A 16,326-nucleotide genomic window follows, 5' to 3' on the forward strand; every position below is an offset into this window, starting at 1 on the left:
CGCGGCTCCGAGTTATCCACACCTTGGTTTCGTCATGCCGTTGCCGTCAATCGGCGGGCTTACCGTTGTCGCTGGCGTTACGGTGGCCCGGTCGCGAACCTAGGGGGTCGGCACATGCGGATCATGCTCACCGTGCTCGACGAGCGCGGCGATCGTGATGTGGTCGTGGAGGGCGAGGGCGAGCTCACCATCGGCCGCCTCGCCGACGCCCTCCGAGGTCAGGACGTGCCGCTGGCCAAGGTCGTCCGCCTCAACCGCGCCCCCTACGGCCTCTCCCCGACGAGTTCCTGGGACACCGATCCCCTTTTGAGCGCGCCCGGCCACCCCGCCACCCTGTGGCGCAACGGACGCGAGCTCGACCCCCGGGCCCCCGTCCGGGCGATCCTGCGCGACGGCGACCGCGTGGCGCTGTCCGAGCACCTGGCCCGCCACACGATCACCGACGAGCCCGGCGGAGTGGCCGAGATCCGCGTCGTGGGCGGCCCTGGCGCGGGCCTCGTGCACCGCCTAGGTCTGGGCCAGCACGTCATCGGCTCCAGCGATCTGTGCGCCATCGCCGTGCCCGACCCGTCCCTGCCGCCCGAAGCCGCCCTCCTCCGCATCACCCCCGAAACCATCACCATCGAGCCGGTACGGCATGCGCAACCGCTGACCGGCGGCCCCCGCCGCAAGCTCAAGGGCCGCTACGCCGACGACGTCGCCCAGCTCCTCGACCGGGCCGAGTCCCGCAGCGCCGCGGCCGTTCCCGAGCCCGCCGACCTGCAGCTCGAGTCCGACCCGGTCACCGAGGCCGCCGACTGGCCCGAACACGCCCTGCTGACCTGCGGCTCCACCGTCCTGGCGCTCACCGCCATCGAGGCGCCCGACGCCCACCTGGCCCCACGCCCCGAGGGCGGCGTCGCCTACAACCGGCCGCCCAGGCTCCGCCGGCCCGAGCCGGAGCGGCGGTTCGAGCGGCCGGCCGAGCCCCGCCGGACCGAGGGGCTGCGGCTGCAACTGCTGGCCGCGTTGCTTCCCGCGCTGCTGGGCGTGGGTCTGGCCTACTTCCTGGGCCAGTGGTACTTCCTGCTCATCGCCCTGATGAGCCCGTTGATCATGTTCGGCCAGTGGTGGAGCGACCGCCGGCACGGCCGCAAGAAGCACCGGCGGGCGATGAAGGACTACCAGGAACGGCTGGCCGAGTATGAGCACGAGGTGGCCGACGCGCGCCGCCAGGACGAGCTGGCCCGGCGGTCCGACGCGCCCGACGCCGCCGAGCTCCTGCTCACCGCGACCGGGCCGCGGCGCCGGTTGTGGGAGCGCCGGATCCACGACCCCGACGCGCTGCGGCTGCGGGTGGGGCTGGCGGACCTGCCCGCCAACCTGGAGCTGGCCGAGGAGCGCGGCGGGCCGCTCGACCCGCCGCTGTGCCATGCCGTGCCCGTGGCTCTGCCTCTGCGCCGCCTGGGCGTCGCGGGCGTCACCGGCCCGCGCGAGACCACGTCCGGGCTGGTGAGCTGGCTGATCGGCCAGGCCGCCACCCTGCACAGCCCGCGTGACCTGGCGATCGTCGTGCTGTCCGCGCACTCCGACGGCGAGGCGCGCTGGAGCTGGGTGCGCTGGCTGCCGCACTGCTCCGGCCAGGGTGTCCTGCCCGCCGACAGCGTCACGCTCGTCGGCGCCGACCCCGAGACCGCCGCCCGCCGGGTCGCCGAGCTCAGCTCGTTGATCGACGAGCGGCTCAACACCTCGATCCCCGAACTCGGCAAGATCCCCACCGGCTGGGACGACCTGGGCGGCCCCGCCACCCCCACTGAACCGGCCTTCGCCACCTACGACGAACGCCCCTTCGACGTCCTCGTCGTCCTCGACGGCGCCCAGGTGCTCCGCGGCCTGCCCGGCATGCCGCAGGTCCTCCGCCAGGGCCCGCGCGCCGGCGTCTACACCCTCGCCGTCGACGACGACCAGCGCCTGCTCCCCGAGGAATGCGCCACCGTCGCCACCTGCGACGACGCCGGGCTCGTCCGCCTTCGCGGCGGCGGCCTCGACGCCCTCGGGCCCCTGCTCGCCGACCAGGTCTCCCCCTCCTGGTGCGACCGTCTCGCCCGTGCCCTGGCCCCCATCCGTGACGTCAGCCGTGCCGACCTCGCCGGCCAGCTTCCCGGCTCGGCCCGGCTTCTCGACCTGCTCTCCCTGCCCGCCCCCACCGCCTCCGACATCGCCGCCCGCTGGACCGACCAGGGGACGACCGCCGCCCCCATCGGCATCGGTCCCGACGGCCCCTTCGCTGTGGACCTCGCGCATGACGGCCCCCACGGTCTCATCGCCGGCACCACCGGCGCGGGCAAATCCGAGCTGTTGCAGACGCTCATCTGCTCCCTCGCCACCGCCAACCGCCCCGACCAGCTCACCTTCGTCCTCATCGACTACAAGGGCGGGGCCGCGTTCAACGACTGCGTACGGCTGCCGCACACCGTCGGCATGGTCACCGACCTCGACGGCCACCTCACCCAGCGCGCCCTCGACTCCCTCGCCGCCGAGATCCGCCGCCGCGAACGGTTGCTGCTGCGGGCGGGCGCCAAGGACATCGAGGACTACTCACACCACCTCCACACCCTCACCCGCCCAGCCCCTCATTGGTCTGGCGGTGACGGCCCCGCACGGCCCACCCCCGGCCGCCCCGGCTTCGCCCCCGCCAACCCTGGTGATCCCGCCCGCTCCACCGCTGGGAACCTTTCGAACTCCGGGACCGGTGGGACCTGGAGCTTCGGGCCCCGTGAAACCCCGAGCTCCGGGTTCCGCCCCACCTTGGACACTGGCGCCGACGGCAGCCCGACTCCCGGTGCCGGTGGGATCTCGGGTTCCGGCGGCGGCTACCCCTCGGGTTCTGGGAGTAGCGGCCCCTTGGGCTCTGGAAGCCGCGGCACCCTGGGCTCCGGCCCGGCGGGGTGGCTCGCCCGACTGCGAGCGGTGGAACAGTCCCGACTCGACGGCCCCTGGCTGACCGGCTCAACCGCCCCCCACGGCCCTGCGGCACCCGCCACGAGCCCACACAACAGCGCCCTCCCAAGCTGGGCAGCAGCCGACCCGGCCCCCACAGGAAGCCACCCCTATGGAGGCGGCCCACACCCCAACGCCCGCCAACCACACGCCTCCCAGCTCGACGAACCCCGCTCCAGCGGACCCCACGCCAGCCGAACCCAGGCCCCCGGAAGCCAGGCCCCCGGAACCCAAACACGGGAACCCCACGCCGAAGCTCCCCCAGAAGTCCTGCCAACCAAGAAGGGCCCCTCCGAGCAGGAGCTGGACCCCCTCCCCCGCCTAGTCCTGATCATCGACGAGTTCGCCGCCCTAGTGGCCGAACTACCCGACTTCGTAAGCGGCCTGGTCGACATAGCCCGCCGAGGCCGCTCCCTGGGAATCCACCTGATCCTCGCCACCCAACGCCCAGCAGGCGTGGTAACAGCCGACATCCAAGCCAACACCTCCCTCCGCATAGCCCTCCGGGTAACCGAACCAGCCGAATCCGCCGACGTCATCGACGTCCCGGACGCCGCCCACATCTCCCGCTCCACCCCCGGCCGCTGCTACGTCCGAGCCGGGGTAGGAGCCGCGACAGCCGTACAGACGGCCCGAATCGGCGGCCGAGGCGGCGGAACCCGATCGAGCGCACCAGTCCGGGTGACAGACCTGACATGGCGGTCATTGGGCCGCGCACTACCCGCACCGCAGGACCCCGACGACGGTTCAGGCACCACCGACCTGGCCCTACTGGTGGACGCCATCGCCGAGGCAGCCCGACTGGCCCAGGTCCCCGAACAGCCAAGCCCCTGGCTAGACCCGCTACCCGAGCAGGTAGTCATCGCCACCCCAGAACGACACGCTGACCCCACCATCCCGGAAGCTCACCGTCCAAGCGCCACCGCGGCGGAGGTTGCTCCAGTGGAGTTCGGCGTCACCGACCTGCCGTGGGCACAGCAACAACGCCCCCTCACCCTGGACCTGGAAAAGGGCGGCCACCTACTGATCGCCGGCAGCGCACGCACAGGCCGGTCGACAGCCTTGCGCACCATCGCCGGCCGCATCGCCGCCACAGCCTCGCCCGCAGACGTACACGTCCACGCCATCGACTGCGGCTCGGGAGCGCTGCTGCCGCTGGTGGCCATGCCGCACTGCGGGGCAGTCGTCACCCGTGACCAGCTCGACCGAGTCGAACGCCTCCTCATCCGACTACGAGCCGAGGTAGGCCGCCGCCAACAACTGCTCGCCGAGGCCGGACACTCCTCCCTGGCCGAGTACCGAGCAGCGGGCAACCGACTGCCGTGGCTCGTGCTGTTGATCGACCGCTGGGAGGGGTATGTCGCGGCGTTCGAGGGCTACGACTACGGCCGACTGACCGAGGCCCTCCTGCAACTGTTGCGCGAGGGCGCGGCGGTCGGCCTCCGGGCCGTGGTCACCGGGGACCGATCGGCGCTGATCGGCCAGGTCTCCACGGTCTTCGATGACCGCCTCATCCTCCGCCTGGCCGACTCGGCCGACTACGGCCTGGCAGGTCTGCCGATCAAGGAGCTGCCGTCGACCATGCCACCCGGGCGCGCTGTGTCGATGGGCGACCACGGCTTGATCGAAAGCCAGATCGCCCTGCTGGACCCAGATCCCTCGGGGCCCGCCCAGGTGGCGGCCTTCCAGAAGCTCGCACGCCTCGCCCGAGCCGCCCAGAGCGACGAGCGCGCTCCCGGCGAGCGGACCATCCGAGGCGAGGGCGTCCCGAGCCAGGCTGGAGTGAACGGAGACCTCTTGAGTGAGGTCGGCGCGAGCGGCGGGGGCGTTCCGAACCAAGCTGGAGCGAGCGGGGACGTCCTGAGCGAGGCCGGTGCGGGCAGCGAGGTCAGTGCGGGCAGCGGGAGCATTCCGAGCCAGGGTGCCCCAAGCCGGAGCGGAGACGGTGGCGGAGGCAACGGCACCGGCACCGGCACCGGCACCGGCACCGAGATCATCCCGGCTCAGAGCGCAATCGGTGGCGGGGTCGGCCTGAGCGAGGGCGGGGTCGTTAGCGCGGGGTGGATTTGGGATGGGGAGCCGCCGTTGCGGGTGGACTCCATGCCGAATCGCATCACCGCCGGCCAGGCCATGGCGCTGGTGCCGGGGTTCGTGCCGCCGTCACCGTTGTGGGCGTTGGTGGGCGTAGGGGGCGACTCGTTGGCCCCGATGGGGATCGACCTGCTCGCCCAGGGCCCGGGGGCGGTAGTGGCCGGGCCGCCACGGTCGGGCCGGTCGTCGGTGCTGCTGACGGCTGCCCGGTCGCTGATCGATCAAGGGACGCCGGTGATCGCCGTCGTGCCTCGGCGAAGCCCGTTGCGGGAGTTGGAGGGGGCGCTTGCCGTACTCGACGGGAACGGGACCGGGCTACAGGACCTGATCGCCGACCGGGAGCGGTATGTGGTGATCGTGGACGACGCTGAGCTCATCAACCCCGATGCACCGTTGGGGCTGGTGCTGGATGAGGTACTGCGGAGCGGGCGGGACGGGGAGCACGGGTTGATCATCGGCGGAGCTACCGGGGATCTGACCACGGCTTATCGCGGGTTCGTGGCAGAGGCACGTAAGCCCCGGACTGGGGTGTTGCTGTCGGTCCAGAGCCCGGCGGATGGGGACCTGTTCAACGTGCGCTTGCCTCGGGGGGCTGTGGGTGGGCCGCCGGGGCGGGGGCTGTTGATCGGCATGGGGGTGGTTACGCCGGTTCAGACCGCCTTGCCGGACCGCGGCGGGGCTTGATCGTACGGCGGGGGCAGGCCGGAGGTGGCCGACCGGCCGATGCCGTGCTGTGCGGGCGAGCGGTCTTTGGATAGGCGGCCCTTCAGATGGGAAGTCCGGCGGGCGAGGGGCCTGGCTTCCCGCGGACTAGCTGAGGCGCCTGAGCGGGGTTACCTGCGCGGGGCGGCCCGAGTGGGTGGCTCGTCGGGGCAAGTCGAGCGGGCCGCCCCTACGAGCCAAGCCGGACAGCCCGGCAGGTCGCCCGAGCGGACAGCCCGGCAGGTGGCCCGAGCGGACAGCCCGGCGCGTGGCCCGAGCGGGCCACCTGGGAGGTGGCCCGGAGGGCGGAACGCGGGCGGTCCGAGGGGGCGGCCAGGGAGCTGGCCCGGAGGGCGGAACGCGGGCGGTCCGAGGGGGCGACCACAAGAGGTGGCCCCCACGGGGGAAACCTACGGTCGATTACTTGCGGACGGTGGATTGGATTTCGTCGATCTGGATGGTGGAGCTGGCCGAGACTTCGCCCTGGGGCAGGTTGAAGTTGGGCGTGCTGGTGACTTCCCAGAGCTGGGTGACGGTGATGGTGTAGCGGCCGCCCAGGGAGGACTTGGTGAACTTGATCCAGCAGCCGGAAGCCAGCGAGGCGCCCTTGGTGTAGAGCGGGCAGGTGGTGCCGGACTTGACCTGGCCGGGGCCGTTGGTCTCGATGCGGATGGCGGAAGGCCGGGCCCGGATGGTGGCGCTGAGCTGGGGGAAGCCGGGGACGGAGGCGGTGACGGAGCGGGGGCGCATGGGGCGGACGCCGATCCAGGTCTCCAGGCCGACGTAGGAGCGGCCGCCGGGCGGGTTGATCTTGATGCGGGGCCGGGGCAGGACAAGGTTGGCGCGGGCGATCTTGGCGAGGTCCCAGGGGTCGATGACCTTGTCGTTCTCGGCGACGGGGACCTGCTGGATGACGCGCCACTTGGGGGTGGTGGCCTGGTAGCAGGCCTCGCCCTCGGCGGTCTTGTCGTGAGTCAGGAGCCAGAAGATCTTGCCGGGCCAGCTTTCGTACTGCTTGTAGTCAGCGAGGATCTTCTCGATGATGTAGTCGACCAGGGCCTCGATGACGCCGCCGAAGACGCCGAAGCGCTCCTGGATGTCGGTGAGGAACTTCACCATCTCGTCGTAGGTGAACTTCGGCTCCCACCAGCACTTGGGCGGGTCGAAGTCCGGCGGGATGTGCGTCTTGCCGCCCGGGTTGTGGCCGTTGCCGGACAGGTTGACCTGGGTCTCGACGTAGTACTCGCTGCCGTTGCCGCCGCCGACGGGCGGGTCGGCGAGGGCGGAGGTGGCGCCCAGGGGGATGAGGGTGACGATCGCCAGGAGGAGGGCGAGCAGGCGCCGCTTCATCGGCACTCCTTAGCCGTGTAGTCGGACGTGAAGGCGGCGACCCGCCAGCCGTCGGCCGTCTGCTTCATGAGGACTCGCATCTGGTAGCGGGAGGTGTCGCGCTTGCCCAGCGTCCAGCGCTCCTCGCCCGAGGAGAGGGAGCGGGTGCCGAGCTTGGTGGCGTCGACGCAGGCGGCGAAGCCGATCCTGGCGGGTTCGATCAGGGTGGTGCGCAGGTGGTCGACGCGGAGGTGGCCGGTGGGGCGGACGCCCTCGGACCGCCAGCCGGCGACGATCTCGGGGAAGATGCCGAGGCCGCCGTCCAGGAGGTCGGCGCGGGACAGGAGGCGTTGGTACTGCTGGTCGCGGCCGTTGGTGGTGATCGCGTACCACCAGTAGGTCCAGAAGTCGCGAAAGGTCTGTACGGCGGCGCGGGCCTCGCCGGTGGGGGTGGGGAAGGTGAGGCGGAAGTCGGCGGGGAGGCGGACCTGGGCGAAGGGCTTGCCCTTGGAGGGGTCGGGCGGGAGATTCGCCTCGGGGTCGGCGGGCGATGGGTCGCCGGGCGTTGGGTCGCCGGGCGTTGGGTGGCCGGGGGCGGGAGAGGCCGGGTCGCCGGTGGCGGTGCTCGGGGACTCCGGATCACCCGAGCCGGAGGCGGAGTCGGGGCCGGAGCCGGGAGAGGCGGAGGTTCCCGGGCGGCCCGCGGTGTCGGTGGAGCCCGAGTGGCCGAAGCCGCTGGCCTTCTTCGGCGAGGGCCCGCACGCCGTCACCGCGACAGCCGTACAGACGGCAAGTGCCGCGAACCGCCACAACAGCGACGAACCGGAGGAGCCCGAGGACCACGAGGAGGCGGAGGTGGCCAGAGAACGTGGCGAAACCGAGGAACGGGTGGATGGTTTCTTGGTCATCCCGCCGCCCGTTCCGGCACCGGTGAAGGGAGCAGTTCCTCGATCAAAGCCTCGGTCTCCGGCACCAGCCGCCCCCAGTACTGCGAGTTGGCCGCCCGCTGCCGCAGGGTGCCGACCCAGAACTGGAGGGTGCCGGGGTCGCCGGTGGCGTGGGCGGCGCGGAGCAGGCACCGCCAGAGCGCCTCGTCCCCCTCGGACACCCGAAGGCCCGCCAAGGCCGCCGAGATGGCGCCCTGGGCGTCGGAGACGGACATGCGAAGGTGCCAGAGCCGCTGCGCGGCGTCGGAGACCCGGGCGGTGACCTCGGTCTCGATCGGGTCGCCGGCCAGCCACAGGTAACGCCCGGACGGCCGATCGGCCAGGAGGGGACCACGCACCAGGTCAAGGGCGTAGGAGAGGATCGCCGCCTCCTGCCCGGCGTCCTGCCGCGCGACCCGCAGGAGCTCCTTGAAGATCTCCCAGTCCACCCGCACGAACGGCCCCAGGTGCAGCCGGCCCTGCATGTCGAGGAAGAGGTTGGGCCGCCCGTTGACGTCGTCGCCGAGCCAGTCCATCGCCCGGTCGATGACCGCGTCCCGCACGGTCTCCTCGACGCCGCGCGGCCACAGCGCCCCGGCCAGGACGCGCGGGTGCACGCCGCCGGGGTGGGTGGCGACGTAGGCGATGAGTTCCTGGCACTGCGCGATCCGGTCGGGTTCGAGCGGTCCCCCGGCTTGGACGTCGGCCGGGCCGAGGATCCGCACGTCGGCGAGCGCCTGGAAGCCGGGCTGGAGCTGGTGCGCGACCGGCCCCGACGGTGAGGGGTCGCCGAGCGGCAGCCCTTCACGTCCGGTGGCGCTGCGGAAGAGATCGATGACCTGCCGGTACTGGTCCTGCGGCAGCAGTTGCGCCTTGACCGAGAAGCCGAGGGCGGGCAGTGTGGCGCGGCCGTCGCCGTGCATCTCCCACTGCCAGACCGCGCCGGGCGTGGCCTCGCCCGCGACGAGGTAGCCGGAGGCCAGCCGGGAGCCGGTGCGGGCCAGTTCGGCCAGGCGCTGGGCCTGCTCGGGTGTGGGCGGCACGGCGGAGATCAGGTACGTGGGCATCCACGACTCGCTCTGCACTCCGCGTGCCCGGCCGGTGAGCACGGAGTCGGCGCCGAGCGCGGCCAGCGCGCCGCGCACCTCGGCGGTCGCGGCCTCCAGCGCGGGCAGGGCCTCGCCGAGGGTGGCGTAGGCGGCGATGCGCTCGGGGGCGATCATCGACAGCTCGGCGCCGAAGCCGACCAGCACCAGGTTCATGTGGTCGGACCAGCGGTTGGTGGCCAGCTCGACGGCGACGGCGGCCAGCGCCGCGGTCACGTACTCGGCCGGTCCGCGCAGGTTGATGATGCCGTGCGCGGCTTCGAGGTCGACCAGCACGCGCCCGCCCTCGTTCGCGCCGAGCGAGACCAGGCCGGGATAGGGAGCCAGCACGCCGGCCAGCGGCTGTTCGGGCAGGCGCAGACCCGCGGTGGCGTCGAGCCGCCACACCTGCCCGCCGTCCACGGCCACCCACGGCGCGGGCGCTTCGCGGTCGGCCGGGTGGATCCACAGGTCGAGGTGGGTGGGGGCCAGGAACGCGCCGTAGACCGTGGGTGGGGTACGGCCGGCCGCGCCGAGCTCCTTGGCCAGGTGCCGCAGGCCGAGGTCGAGCAGCCGGGTGCCGTGGTGGTCGGCGCCCAGCAGCAGCGCCTTCTCGGCCAGCGCGCCGGGGCCGGAGGGCTCGGGCAGCCGGCGGCCGAACGCACGGCCCCACAACTGCTCGCGGCGGCGGCGGCCCAGCGCGGCCAGGAGCCCGGCGGCGGCCAGCGAGGCGGCGGCGAGGTAGTCGGGCAGCGCGGACAGGTCGAGGCCCTGGTCCTGGTCGCCGGCCAGCACTTCGGCCGGCCGTACCTGGAGGGTCTGCTCGGCGGGCTGGACCTGCCCCGGCCGGACGTTCATGGTCTGCTCGGGGTCACCGTACATCTGCGAAAGGTCGGCCCGGCCGGGGGCGGCGTCGTCGGCGCGGGACGGGTCGCCCGCCCGGTCGTCGGCCTGCTGGACCTGCTGGTGCGCGGTCCGGCCGTCCAGTTCGGCGGGCTTGTCCGGGTGCCGGTCGAGGATCTCGGGCCGCGAGTCGTCCTCGGCGACGATGTGCACGTTGCGGGCGTCGTCCGGCATCTCCAGCACCCAGCCGGGCCGGATCAGGCTGGCGATGTGCAGCTTCGTCCCGTCCGGCTGCTCCTTGTGCTTGTTGAGCTCGTAGATCTCCTTGTACCTGCGGCCCTCCCCCAGGCACTTCTCGGCGATCTCCCACAGGCTCTCGTGGTGGCGTCCCTCGGGCGGCTGGACGGTGTAGACCTTCTTGGCCTTCTTCACCGGCGCGAGCTGCTCGGCCTCCTGGACCACCGGCTGCGGCACGGCCTGCTGCGCCGCGGCGATCTGGGCGCCGCCGGGCTGGGCCACCGCGTTGACCATGGGCGTCACCACCGCCGCCGCGGTGAACAGCAGCAGCGCCGCCGTCACCAGCCGGTGCGCGAGCGCCTGCGGCCCGCGGGCGAACGGCACCTGCGCCGGCACGCCCACCCGCCGGATGGCCGACCACAGCTCGACCACCACGCACACGACGAGCTGCGCCCAGGCCAGCCAGACCAGGATCGCCAGCATGTCCAGCACCGTGCCGAACCCGACCTGCCTGGTCAGCGCCTCGATCGAGAACTGCTCGGGCAGCGGGTTGCCGAAGAACCGCACCAGCGCGTACGGCACGCCGCCCACCAGCCCGAGCAGGGCGATCACGGAGAGCACGCCGAGCAGGATGTCGAGGCCGGACCTCGACTGCACTCGCACAGGTTGTCGTGACATGCCTTATCTACCTGTTTCCGGTCCGGCCGAGACCTCGGCGGACATGGTTCCCTCGGTGATGCCGATGATCGACAGCAGGATCGCGTTCCACTTGATCTCGACGCCGACCTCGGCGCGGTTGCCGCCTCGCACGCTGCAGGCGGTCATGCGGGCCTTGGCCTCCGCGTGGGCGGTGACCACCCGCCGGGCCCGCCCGCAGGCGGCCGCGGCGTCGCGGATGCGGATCCGCCCGCTGGCGCGCAGTTCGTCCTCGTCGATGGTGTCGGCCGCCGCCCGCGCGCCCTGTTCGGCGATGTCGCCGGCGCGGAGCCGGGCGTTCATCGCCGCGCCGCCGTCGACCAGGAGCCCAGCCAGCAAGAAGAGCGCGAGCGAGAAGACCACGACGAACACCGCCGTGCTGCCCCGGTCGCCGCGCCGTTCCCGCAGCCGTCTCATCCGATCCTCCGGAACTGCTCCAGCGGGGCGACGGCGGTGGAGCTCATCTCCTTGGTCGCGGGGAAGCCGAACCCGGCCACCGAGCCCAGGTCGAGCCGGCAGGTGACGCGGGCGCGCACCTCGCCGCCCTCGGTGAAGTTCGAGCCGGCCAGGCTGACGACGGGGCTCGCGCACGATCCGCTCAACGAGGCCCGCGCCGCCGCGGTGGCGGCCCGTTGCGCGGCGCCGAACTCCCGCTGGACCGACGCGGCCCGGGCGGCGTCGCGGGCGGCGCCGTTGACCTCGCCCTGCGACTCGACGATGACCGCCGCGCCGACGAGGAAGAGGATGAACAGCAGCAGGACCGGCGCCAGCAGCACCGTCTCCACCGCCATCGACCCCCGCTCGCCGTCACCGGCCGGCCGCCTCATCCGCAGCCTCCGGAACCGTTGTCCGGGCGGAAGCACTCGATGGGGCCGCCGAAGGTCGAGGTGATGGTGAAGGTCATGCCCGGCATGAGCGGAACAGCCGCCACGGCGTTGCCGCGGACGGTCACACCTCGTTCGCTGCCGCGCTGCCAGGGGGTGACGGTCGCGCTCTCCAGCATCTTGGGGCCCATCGCGCGCAGGATGTCCTTGGCCCGGCGGCTGGCCGTACTCTGCCAGTCACGGGCTCCCGCGCCCGCCGAGCGGGCCACGCGGGCGCCTTCCCGGGCGGCGGCGTCGGCGACCTGGCGGCCATGGAAGATCAGCGCGAACTGCACGATGAGCAGGAGCACGATCAGCACCACGGGCATGATGATCGCCAGCTCGATGGCCGACGCACCCCGATCGCCCCGCCGTACCCGCGGCAACCGCCCGGCCCGCGCGGAAAACCGCGCACATCGACCGGCCGCCCACCGGACAGGCGGGCGGCCGGCCGGGAAGGCGGGGCGCGCGGGCACGGGCGTCAGCCGCCGGCCGGCTTGCCGCCACCCGACCCGAAGCCGGTCTTGATCTGTTCCTGCCGCTCGGTGACGACCTGCTGGATGACCAGCGCGAGCCCCATGGCGACGGCGGCGATGACCGCCGTGATGATGACCCACTCGACGGCGGAGGCTCCGCGGGAGGGTGCGTTGCGAGCCCGTTCGATGCGGACTCCCAGCATCGCCCGCAGGTACACGACCAGCGGTGACTGAAGCGGATTCATTGGGATGTCCCCTTTCATGATCCCAACATTTTCATTGCGGCCGGATAGCTCAGGAAGATCAGGAAGCCGGCGCAGAGGAGGAGCTGGGCGACGAGCATGGACTGGGAGCGCTCGCCCGCCTGGCCCTCGACCTCGGCCAGTTCGCGCTTGCGCATGGTCTCGGCACGGGCGGCGAGCGACTGGCGGACCTTGGCGCCGTCCTCGGCCACCAGGCCGAGCGCGGACGACAGGTCGCGCAGTTCGTCGAGGTCGACCTCCTCCCCGAGCTGGCCCAGGGCCTGCCAGGGGGTGATGCCGACGATGCGGGCGTTGGACAGGGCCTCGCGGACGCGGACCATGGCCCAGCCGTCGCCGACGGAGGAGGCCATCATGAGCGCCTCGGGCACGCCACGGCCGCCGGCGAGGTTCATGGACACCAGGTCGAGGAAGGCGCCGACGGCGTGCCGAAAGTCGCGGCGCTTGGCCGCGGCGTCCCGCTTGAGCTGCACGTCGGGGAGCATGAAGAAGATCAGCGCGATGACCAGCGCGGACCAGAGCGGGACGCTGAGGTTGAGCCCCCAGCCCATCAGCGAGACCCAGCCGGCCACCAGCGGCGCCGACAGCAGGCCGGCCGCGCCGAGCAGGCACTTGGTGGCCAGGAAGCCGTCCCAGGACCGGCCGAGCAGGGCCAGGTCGGCGCGGGCGGATCGCATCTCCCAGCCGCGGGCGGCGTAGAAGCGGCCCATGGACTCGCCGAGGCGGCGGCGGAACGGGCTGACCTCCTCCCGGCTGATCACGCTGACCGAGATCTCGGACTCGCGGCGCAGGCCGTCCGTGGCCGACAGCCGCGCGGCGAGGCCGGGGCGGGCCGGGAACAGGGCGCGGCTCAGGGTGAACAGGCCGAGCCCGATCAGGGCCCCGCCGAGCAGCGAGATGGTCAGCACGTTCATTGCGGCGTCACCCGGGCCAGCAGCCGCTCGGGCTTGTTGTACTTGGCCAGCCGCCGCATCCAGGCGAATCCGGCGCCGAACAGGGCCGCCACGACCAGCAGGACGAGCTGGCCGAGCCAGCCCTGGTACTCGCCCACGTAGGACGGGTTGAAGATGACCAGCGCCGCCGCGAAGCCGACCGACGCGCCGACGACGATCTGCATGGAGCGCCGGGTGGAGCGCCGCTCGGCCTCGACCTTGCGGCGCACGTCGAGCTCCTCGCGGGCCGAGGTGGCCAGGGCGCTGAGCACTTCGCGCAGGCCGGGGCCGCGCAGCTTGGCGTTGAGGATGAGCGCGGCGACGACCAGGTCGGCGGAGGGGTCGTTCAGGTCGTCGGCGAAGCGGTGCAGCGCGTCCGGGAGCGACATGCGGGTGTGCAGGCGGTCGACCAGGGCGCGGATGTGCGGCTGCAGGGTCGGGGCGGCGGCGCGGATGGAGGCCGGGATGGCCTGCTCCAGACCGGCGGCGCCGGCGATGGTGTCGCGCAGGGACTCGGTCCAGGCGGCCAGGGCTTCGAGGTTCTTCATCGCCGCGCGCTCCTCGGCCGCGCCGCCGGCCAGGCTGTTCCAGCCCAGCACGAGCAGCCCGGCGCCGACCGCGACGACCGGCCAGCGGGTGACCGCCAGGACCACCGCGCCGACCACGACCGCCAGGCCGATCCGGGCCGACAGGGCGCGGAGCTGCTGGCGGCGGTCGGCCGGGGTGGCCGCACGTGGGCGCACCTCGGTGCCGCGGATGAAGAGGCCGAGCAGGAACAGCCCGCCGGACAGCATCGCGCCGCCGAGCACCGCCGTCATCAGCGTGTTCACCGCCACCCCCCGTTGTAGCCGGGCTGGTAGCCGTAGTAGGCGAGCTCCTCGATGCACTGGATGGGCGCGTGCGGTACGGCGGCGCCGTCCGGCCCCGGTGCGAACACCTCGGACGAGAGCACCCGCCCGTCGACGCCGGTCACCTCACGAACGGACGAGACGAACCGCCGCAGCCGCCCGCCCCGGTCGTAGTCGTTGCGCTTGGTGATGAAGACGACGAAGTCGATGGCGCCCGCGATGAGCATGTGCGTCGCCTCGATCGGCAGCCGCTCGGAGGCCTGCAGCGCGTAGGTCGCGATGCGGTTGAAGACCTCCATGGAGGAGTTGGCGTGGATGGTCGACAGGGAGCCGTCGTTGCCCTGCGTCATCGCGTTCAGCATGGTGACGATCTCGTCGCCCAGGACCTCGCCCACGATCACGCGCGAGGGGTTCATGCGCAGCGAGCGCCGCACCAGCTCGGCCATGGTGATCTCGCCCTGACCCTCGGCGTTCGGCAGCCGGTACTCGAAGGCCACCACGTTGGGGTGCAGCTCGGGGAACTGGTCGAGGCCCAGCTCAAGGGCTCGCTCGACGGTGATCAGGCGCTCGTTGGGCGCGATCTCGTTCGCCAGCGCGCGCAGGAGCGTCGTCTTACCGGCGTTGGTGGAGCCGGCGATCATGATGTTCTTGCGCGCGGCCACCGCGGAGGCCAGGAAGCGGCCGAGCTCGGGGCTGATCGTGCCGTTGCCGATCAGGTCGGGCAGGAAGACCTTGCCCAGGCGGGCGCGCCGGATGGACAGCGCGGGCCGAACCGCCACGTCCATGACCGCCGACAGGCGGGAACCGTCGGGCAGGCGCAGGTCGAGCTGCGGGTTCGCGGTGTCGAAGGGCCGGGAGCTGAGCCCGGAGTAGGCGGCGAGGATCTGGATCAGCTCGACCAGTTCCTCGTCGGACTCGGCGACCGGCTCGCCGAGTTCCTCGCGGCCGTCGGCGTAGCTGACGAAGACGCGGTCGCAGCCGTTGATGTCGATGTTCTCGATCTCCTGGTTGTCCAGGAGCGGCTGGAGGCGGCCGACGCCGAAGAGGGCGGCGTGGATGCCGGCGGCGAGCGCCTCCTCCTCCTCGGCGTTGGGCGGGGTGCGGCCGATGCCGATCTCGCTGCGGGCGTGCTCCTCCAGCACCTGCGCGATGAGCGCGCGGGCGAACTGGCGCTCGTCCTCGCCGGTCATCGGCGCCAGGCCGTTGGCCGCGTCCAGCCGCCGCTGCTGCGCCAGCCGGTCGCCGACCTCCTGCCGGAACCGCTTCACCAGTCCGTGGTCGATCATGCGAACGCCGCCCTCGCGAGATGTCCGGTGAGCGTGGTCGCCAGCTCGCGGGTGGACCGGATGAGCAGGGTGCGGTCGAGCCGGCCGCCCCACTCGCCGCGCAGCAGCTCGGCGCCCTTGACGTCGTAGGCCAGCCCGCCGAGCACGAGGTCGGGCAGCCCGGCTCCGGCCAGCACGCGGCGGACCTCACCGATGGCCCTGCCGTACTCCTTGGGCTCGGCGACCACGACGACGCCCATGGCCGGCGGGGTGCGGGTGCGCTCGGCGAGCGCGGCGCCGAGGGCCGAGACGCGGTCGCGCAGGTGGGCGACCTGGTCGAGCTGCGGCCGGACGAGCAGGACGACCATGTCGCAGGCGGCCAGCAGCCCGGTGATCGGCGCGTACGAGCCGAGCCGGCCGCAGTCGAGCACCACGTCGGTCTCCGGCAGGCCGCGGAGGGCCTGGGCCAGCGGGTCCCAGAGCCAGGTCAGCCCGGCCGCCTGCTCGGCGGCGGTGAGGCCGAGCAGCACGTCGAGGCCGCCGATGAGGCGCTGGGAGTGTTCGAGGACCTGCTGCGGGCCGAGCCCCTTGCGCGCCGCGGCGCCCAGGCTGAGCAGGCCGTGCGCGGGGTTGAGCGCGTGGCCGTGCTCCCCGGGCAGCCGGTAGGCGAGGTCACCGCCGGCCGGGTCGCACTCGGCCAGGAAGGCCTGGCGCGGCCAGACGGCGGCCAGCGCGGTGGCGGCGGTGGTCACGCCGGGCGCGCCTTTGTCCGCGGCGAGGGCGATGAGGGCCAT

General features: G+C 72.9%; 12 protein-coding genes. 1 reads left to right on the forward strand and 11 read right to left on the reverse strand.

Translation table 11 applies throughout. The annotated features are described in order from the left end of the window. Positions 1-114 precede the first annotated feature (114 nt). Positions 115-5,754, forward strand: coding sequence for an FtsK/SpoIIIE domain-containing protein (locus ACIBG7_RS03460; RefSeq protein WP_397335044.1), 5,640 nt, complete (start codon positions 115-117; stop codon positions 5,752-5,754). 438 nt (positions 5,755-6,192) lie between these two features. Here ACIBG7_RS03460 and ACIBG7_RS03465 read toward each other — a convergent pair whose 3' ends face one another. The 11 genes from ACIBG7_RS03465 to ACIBG7_RS03515 form a co-directional block, all read right to left on the reverse strand. Next, entirely contained in the window at positions 6,193-7,122 is a 930-nt protein-coding gene (locus tag ACIBG7_RS03465; protein ID WP_397335046.1) for a hypothetical protein, read from the reverse strand. Beyond that, positions 7,119-8,009, reverse strand: coding sequence for a hypothetical protein (locus tag ACIBG7_RS03470; RefSeq protein WP_397335047.1), 891 nt, complete (start codon positions 8,007-8,009; stop codon positions 7,119-7,121). Before ACIBG7_RS03470 ends, ACIBG7_RS03465 begins: the two co-directional genes overlap by 4 nt. Next, positions 8,006-10,849, reverse strand: a complete 2,844-nt coding sequence (locus ACIBG7_RS03475; protein WP_397335048.1) for a BTAD domain-containing putative transcriptional regulator — start codon at positions 10,847-10,849, stop codon at positions 8,006-8,008. The genes ACIBG7_RS03470 and ACIBG7_RS03475 overlap by 4 nt, the downstream gene beginning before the upstream one ends. 24 nt (positions 10,850-10,873) lie before the next feature. After that, the gene (locus tag ACIBG7_RS03480) at positions 10,874-11,305 is read right to left on the reverse strand and encodes a pilus assembly protein TadG-related protein (RefSeq protein WP_357916441.1); all 432 of its coding nucleotides are present in this window, start codon (positions 11,303-11,305) and stop codon (positions 10,874-10,876) included. After that, the gene (locus ACIBG7_RS03485) at positions 11,302-11,715 is read right to left on the reverse strand and encodes a TadE/TadG family type IV pilus assembly protein (protein ID WP_357916438.1); all 414 of its coding nucleotides are present in this window, start codon (positions 11,713-11,715) and stop codon (positions 11,302-11,304) included. The genes ACIBG7_RS03480 and ACIBG7_RS03485 overlap by 4 nt, the downstream gene beginning before the upstream one ends. Next, positions 11,712-12,137 carry a TadE/TadG family type IV pilus assembly protein gene (locus ACIBG7_RS03490; RefSeq protein WP_357918364.1) on the reverse strand — a complete coding sequence of 142 codons (426 nt, stop codon included), beginning with the start codon at positions 12,135-12,137 and terminating at the stop codon, positions 11,712-11,714. Before ACIBG7_RS03490 ends, ACIBG7_RS03485 begins: the two co-directional genes overlap by 4 nt. Before the next feature lie 95 nt (positions 12,138-12,232). After that, entirely contained in the window at positions 12,233-12,472 is a 240-nt protein-coding gene (locus tag ACIBG7_RS03495; RefSeq protein WP_357916435.1) for a hypothetical protein, read from the reverse strand. A 14-nt stretch (positions 12,473-12,486) separates the two neighbouring features. Next, positions 12,487-13,401: a type II secretion system F family protein gene (locus ACIBG7_RS03500; RefSeq protein WP_397335049.1), complete on the reverse strand. Its 915-nt coding sequence runs from the start codon at positions 13,399-13,401 to the stop codon at positions 12,487-12,489. Beyond that, entirely contained in the window at positions 13,398-14,249 is an 852-nt protein-coding gene (locus ACIBG7_RS03505) for a type II secretion system F family protein (RefSeq protein ID WP_357916429.1), read from the reverse strand. Before ACIBG7_RS03505 ends, ACIBG7_RS03500 begins: the two co-directional genes overlap by 4 nt. Beyond that, positions 14,246-15,553, reverse strand: coding sequence for an ATPase, T2SS/T4P/T4SS family (locus ACIBG7_RS03510; protein ID WP_357916427.1), 1,308 nt, complete (start codon positions 15,551-15,553; stop codon positions 14,246-14,248). Before ACIBG7_RS03510 ends, ACIBG7_RS03505 begins: the two co-directional genes overlap by 4 nt. After that, a complete protein-coding gene (locus ACIBG7_RS03515) occupies positions 15,550-16,326 on the reverse strand; it encodes a hypothetical protein (RefSeq protein WP_357916424.1) in 777 nt (258 codons plus the stop codon). Before ACIBG7_RS03515 ends, ACIBG7_RS03510 begins: the two co-directional genes overlap by 4 nt.

This window comes from Nonomuraea sp. NPDC050328 (genome assembly GCF_044459405.1).
GTDB lineage: Bacteria > Actinomycetota > Actinomycetes > Streptosporangiales > Streptosporangiaceae > Nonomuraea.

What these genes read in the sequence shown, in the direction of transcription:
- ACIBG7_RS03470 (WP_397335047.1), bottom strand. Translation starts at nt 8,009, where the DNA reads ATGACCAAGAAACCATCCACCCGTTCCTCGGTTTCGCCACGTTCTCTG.
- ACIBG7_RS03480 (WP_357916441.1), bottom strand. Translation starts at nt 11,305, where the DNA reads ATGAGACGGCTGCGGGAACGGCGCGGCGACCGGGGCAGCACGGCGGTG.
- ACIBG7_RS03515 (WP_357916424.1), bottom strand. Translation starts at nt 16,326, where the DNA reads ATGGCCCTCATCGCCCTCGCCGCGGACAAAGGCGCGCCCGGCGTGACC.
- ACIBG7_RS03500 (WP_397335049.1), bottom strand. Translation starts at nt 13,401, where the DNA reads ATGAACGTGCTGACCATCTCGCTGCTCGGCGGGGCCCTGATCGGGCTC.
- ACIBG7_RS03510 (WP_357916427.1), bottom strand. Translation starts at nt 15,553, where the DNA reads ATGATCGACCACGGACTGGTGAAGCGGTTCCGGCAGGAGGTCGGCGAC.
- ACIBG7_RS03495 (WP_357916435.1), bottom strand. Translation starts at nt 12,472, where the DNA reads ATGAATCCGCTTCAGTCACCGCTGGTCGTGTACCTGCGGGCGATGCTG.
- ACIBG7_RS03465 (WP_397335046.1), bottom strand. Translation starts at nt 7,122, where the DNA reads ATGAAGCGGCGCCTGCTCGCCCTCCTCCTGGCGATCGTCACCCTCATC.
- ACIBG7_RS03460 (WP_397335044.1), top strand. Translation starts at nt 115, where the DNA reads ATGCGGATCATGCTCACCGTGCTCGACGAGCGCGGCGATCGTGATGTG.
- ACIBG7_RS03485 (WP_357916438.1), bottom strand. Translation starts at nt 11,715, where the DNA reads ATGAGGCGGCCGGCCGGTGACGGCGAGCGGGGGTCGATGGCGGTGGAG.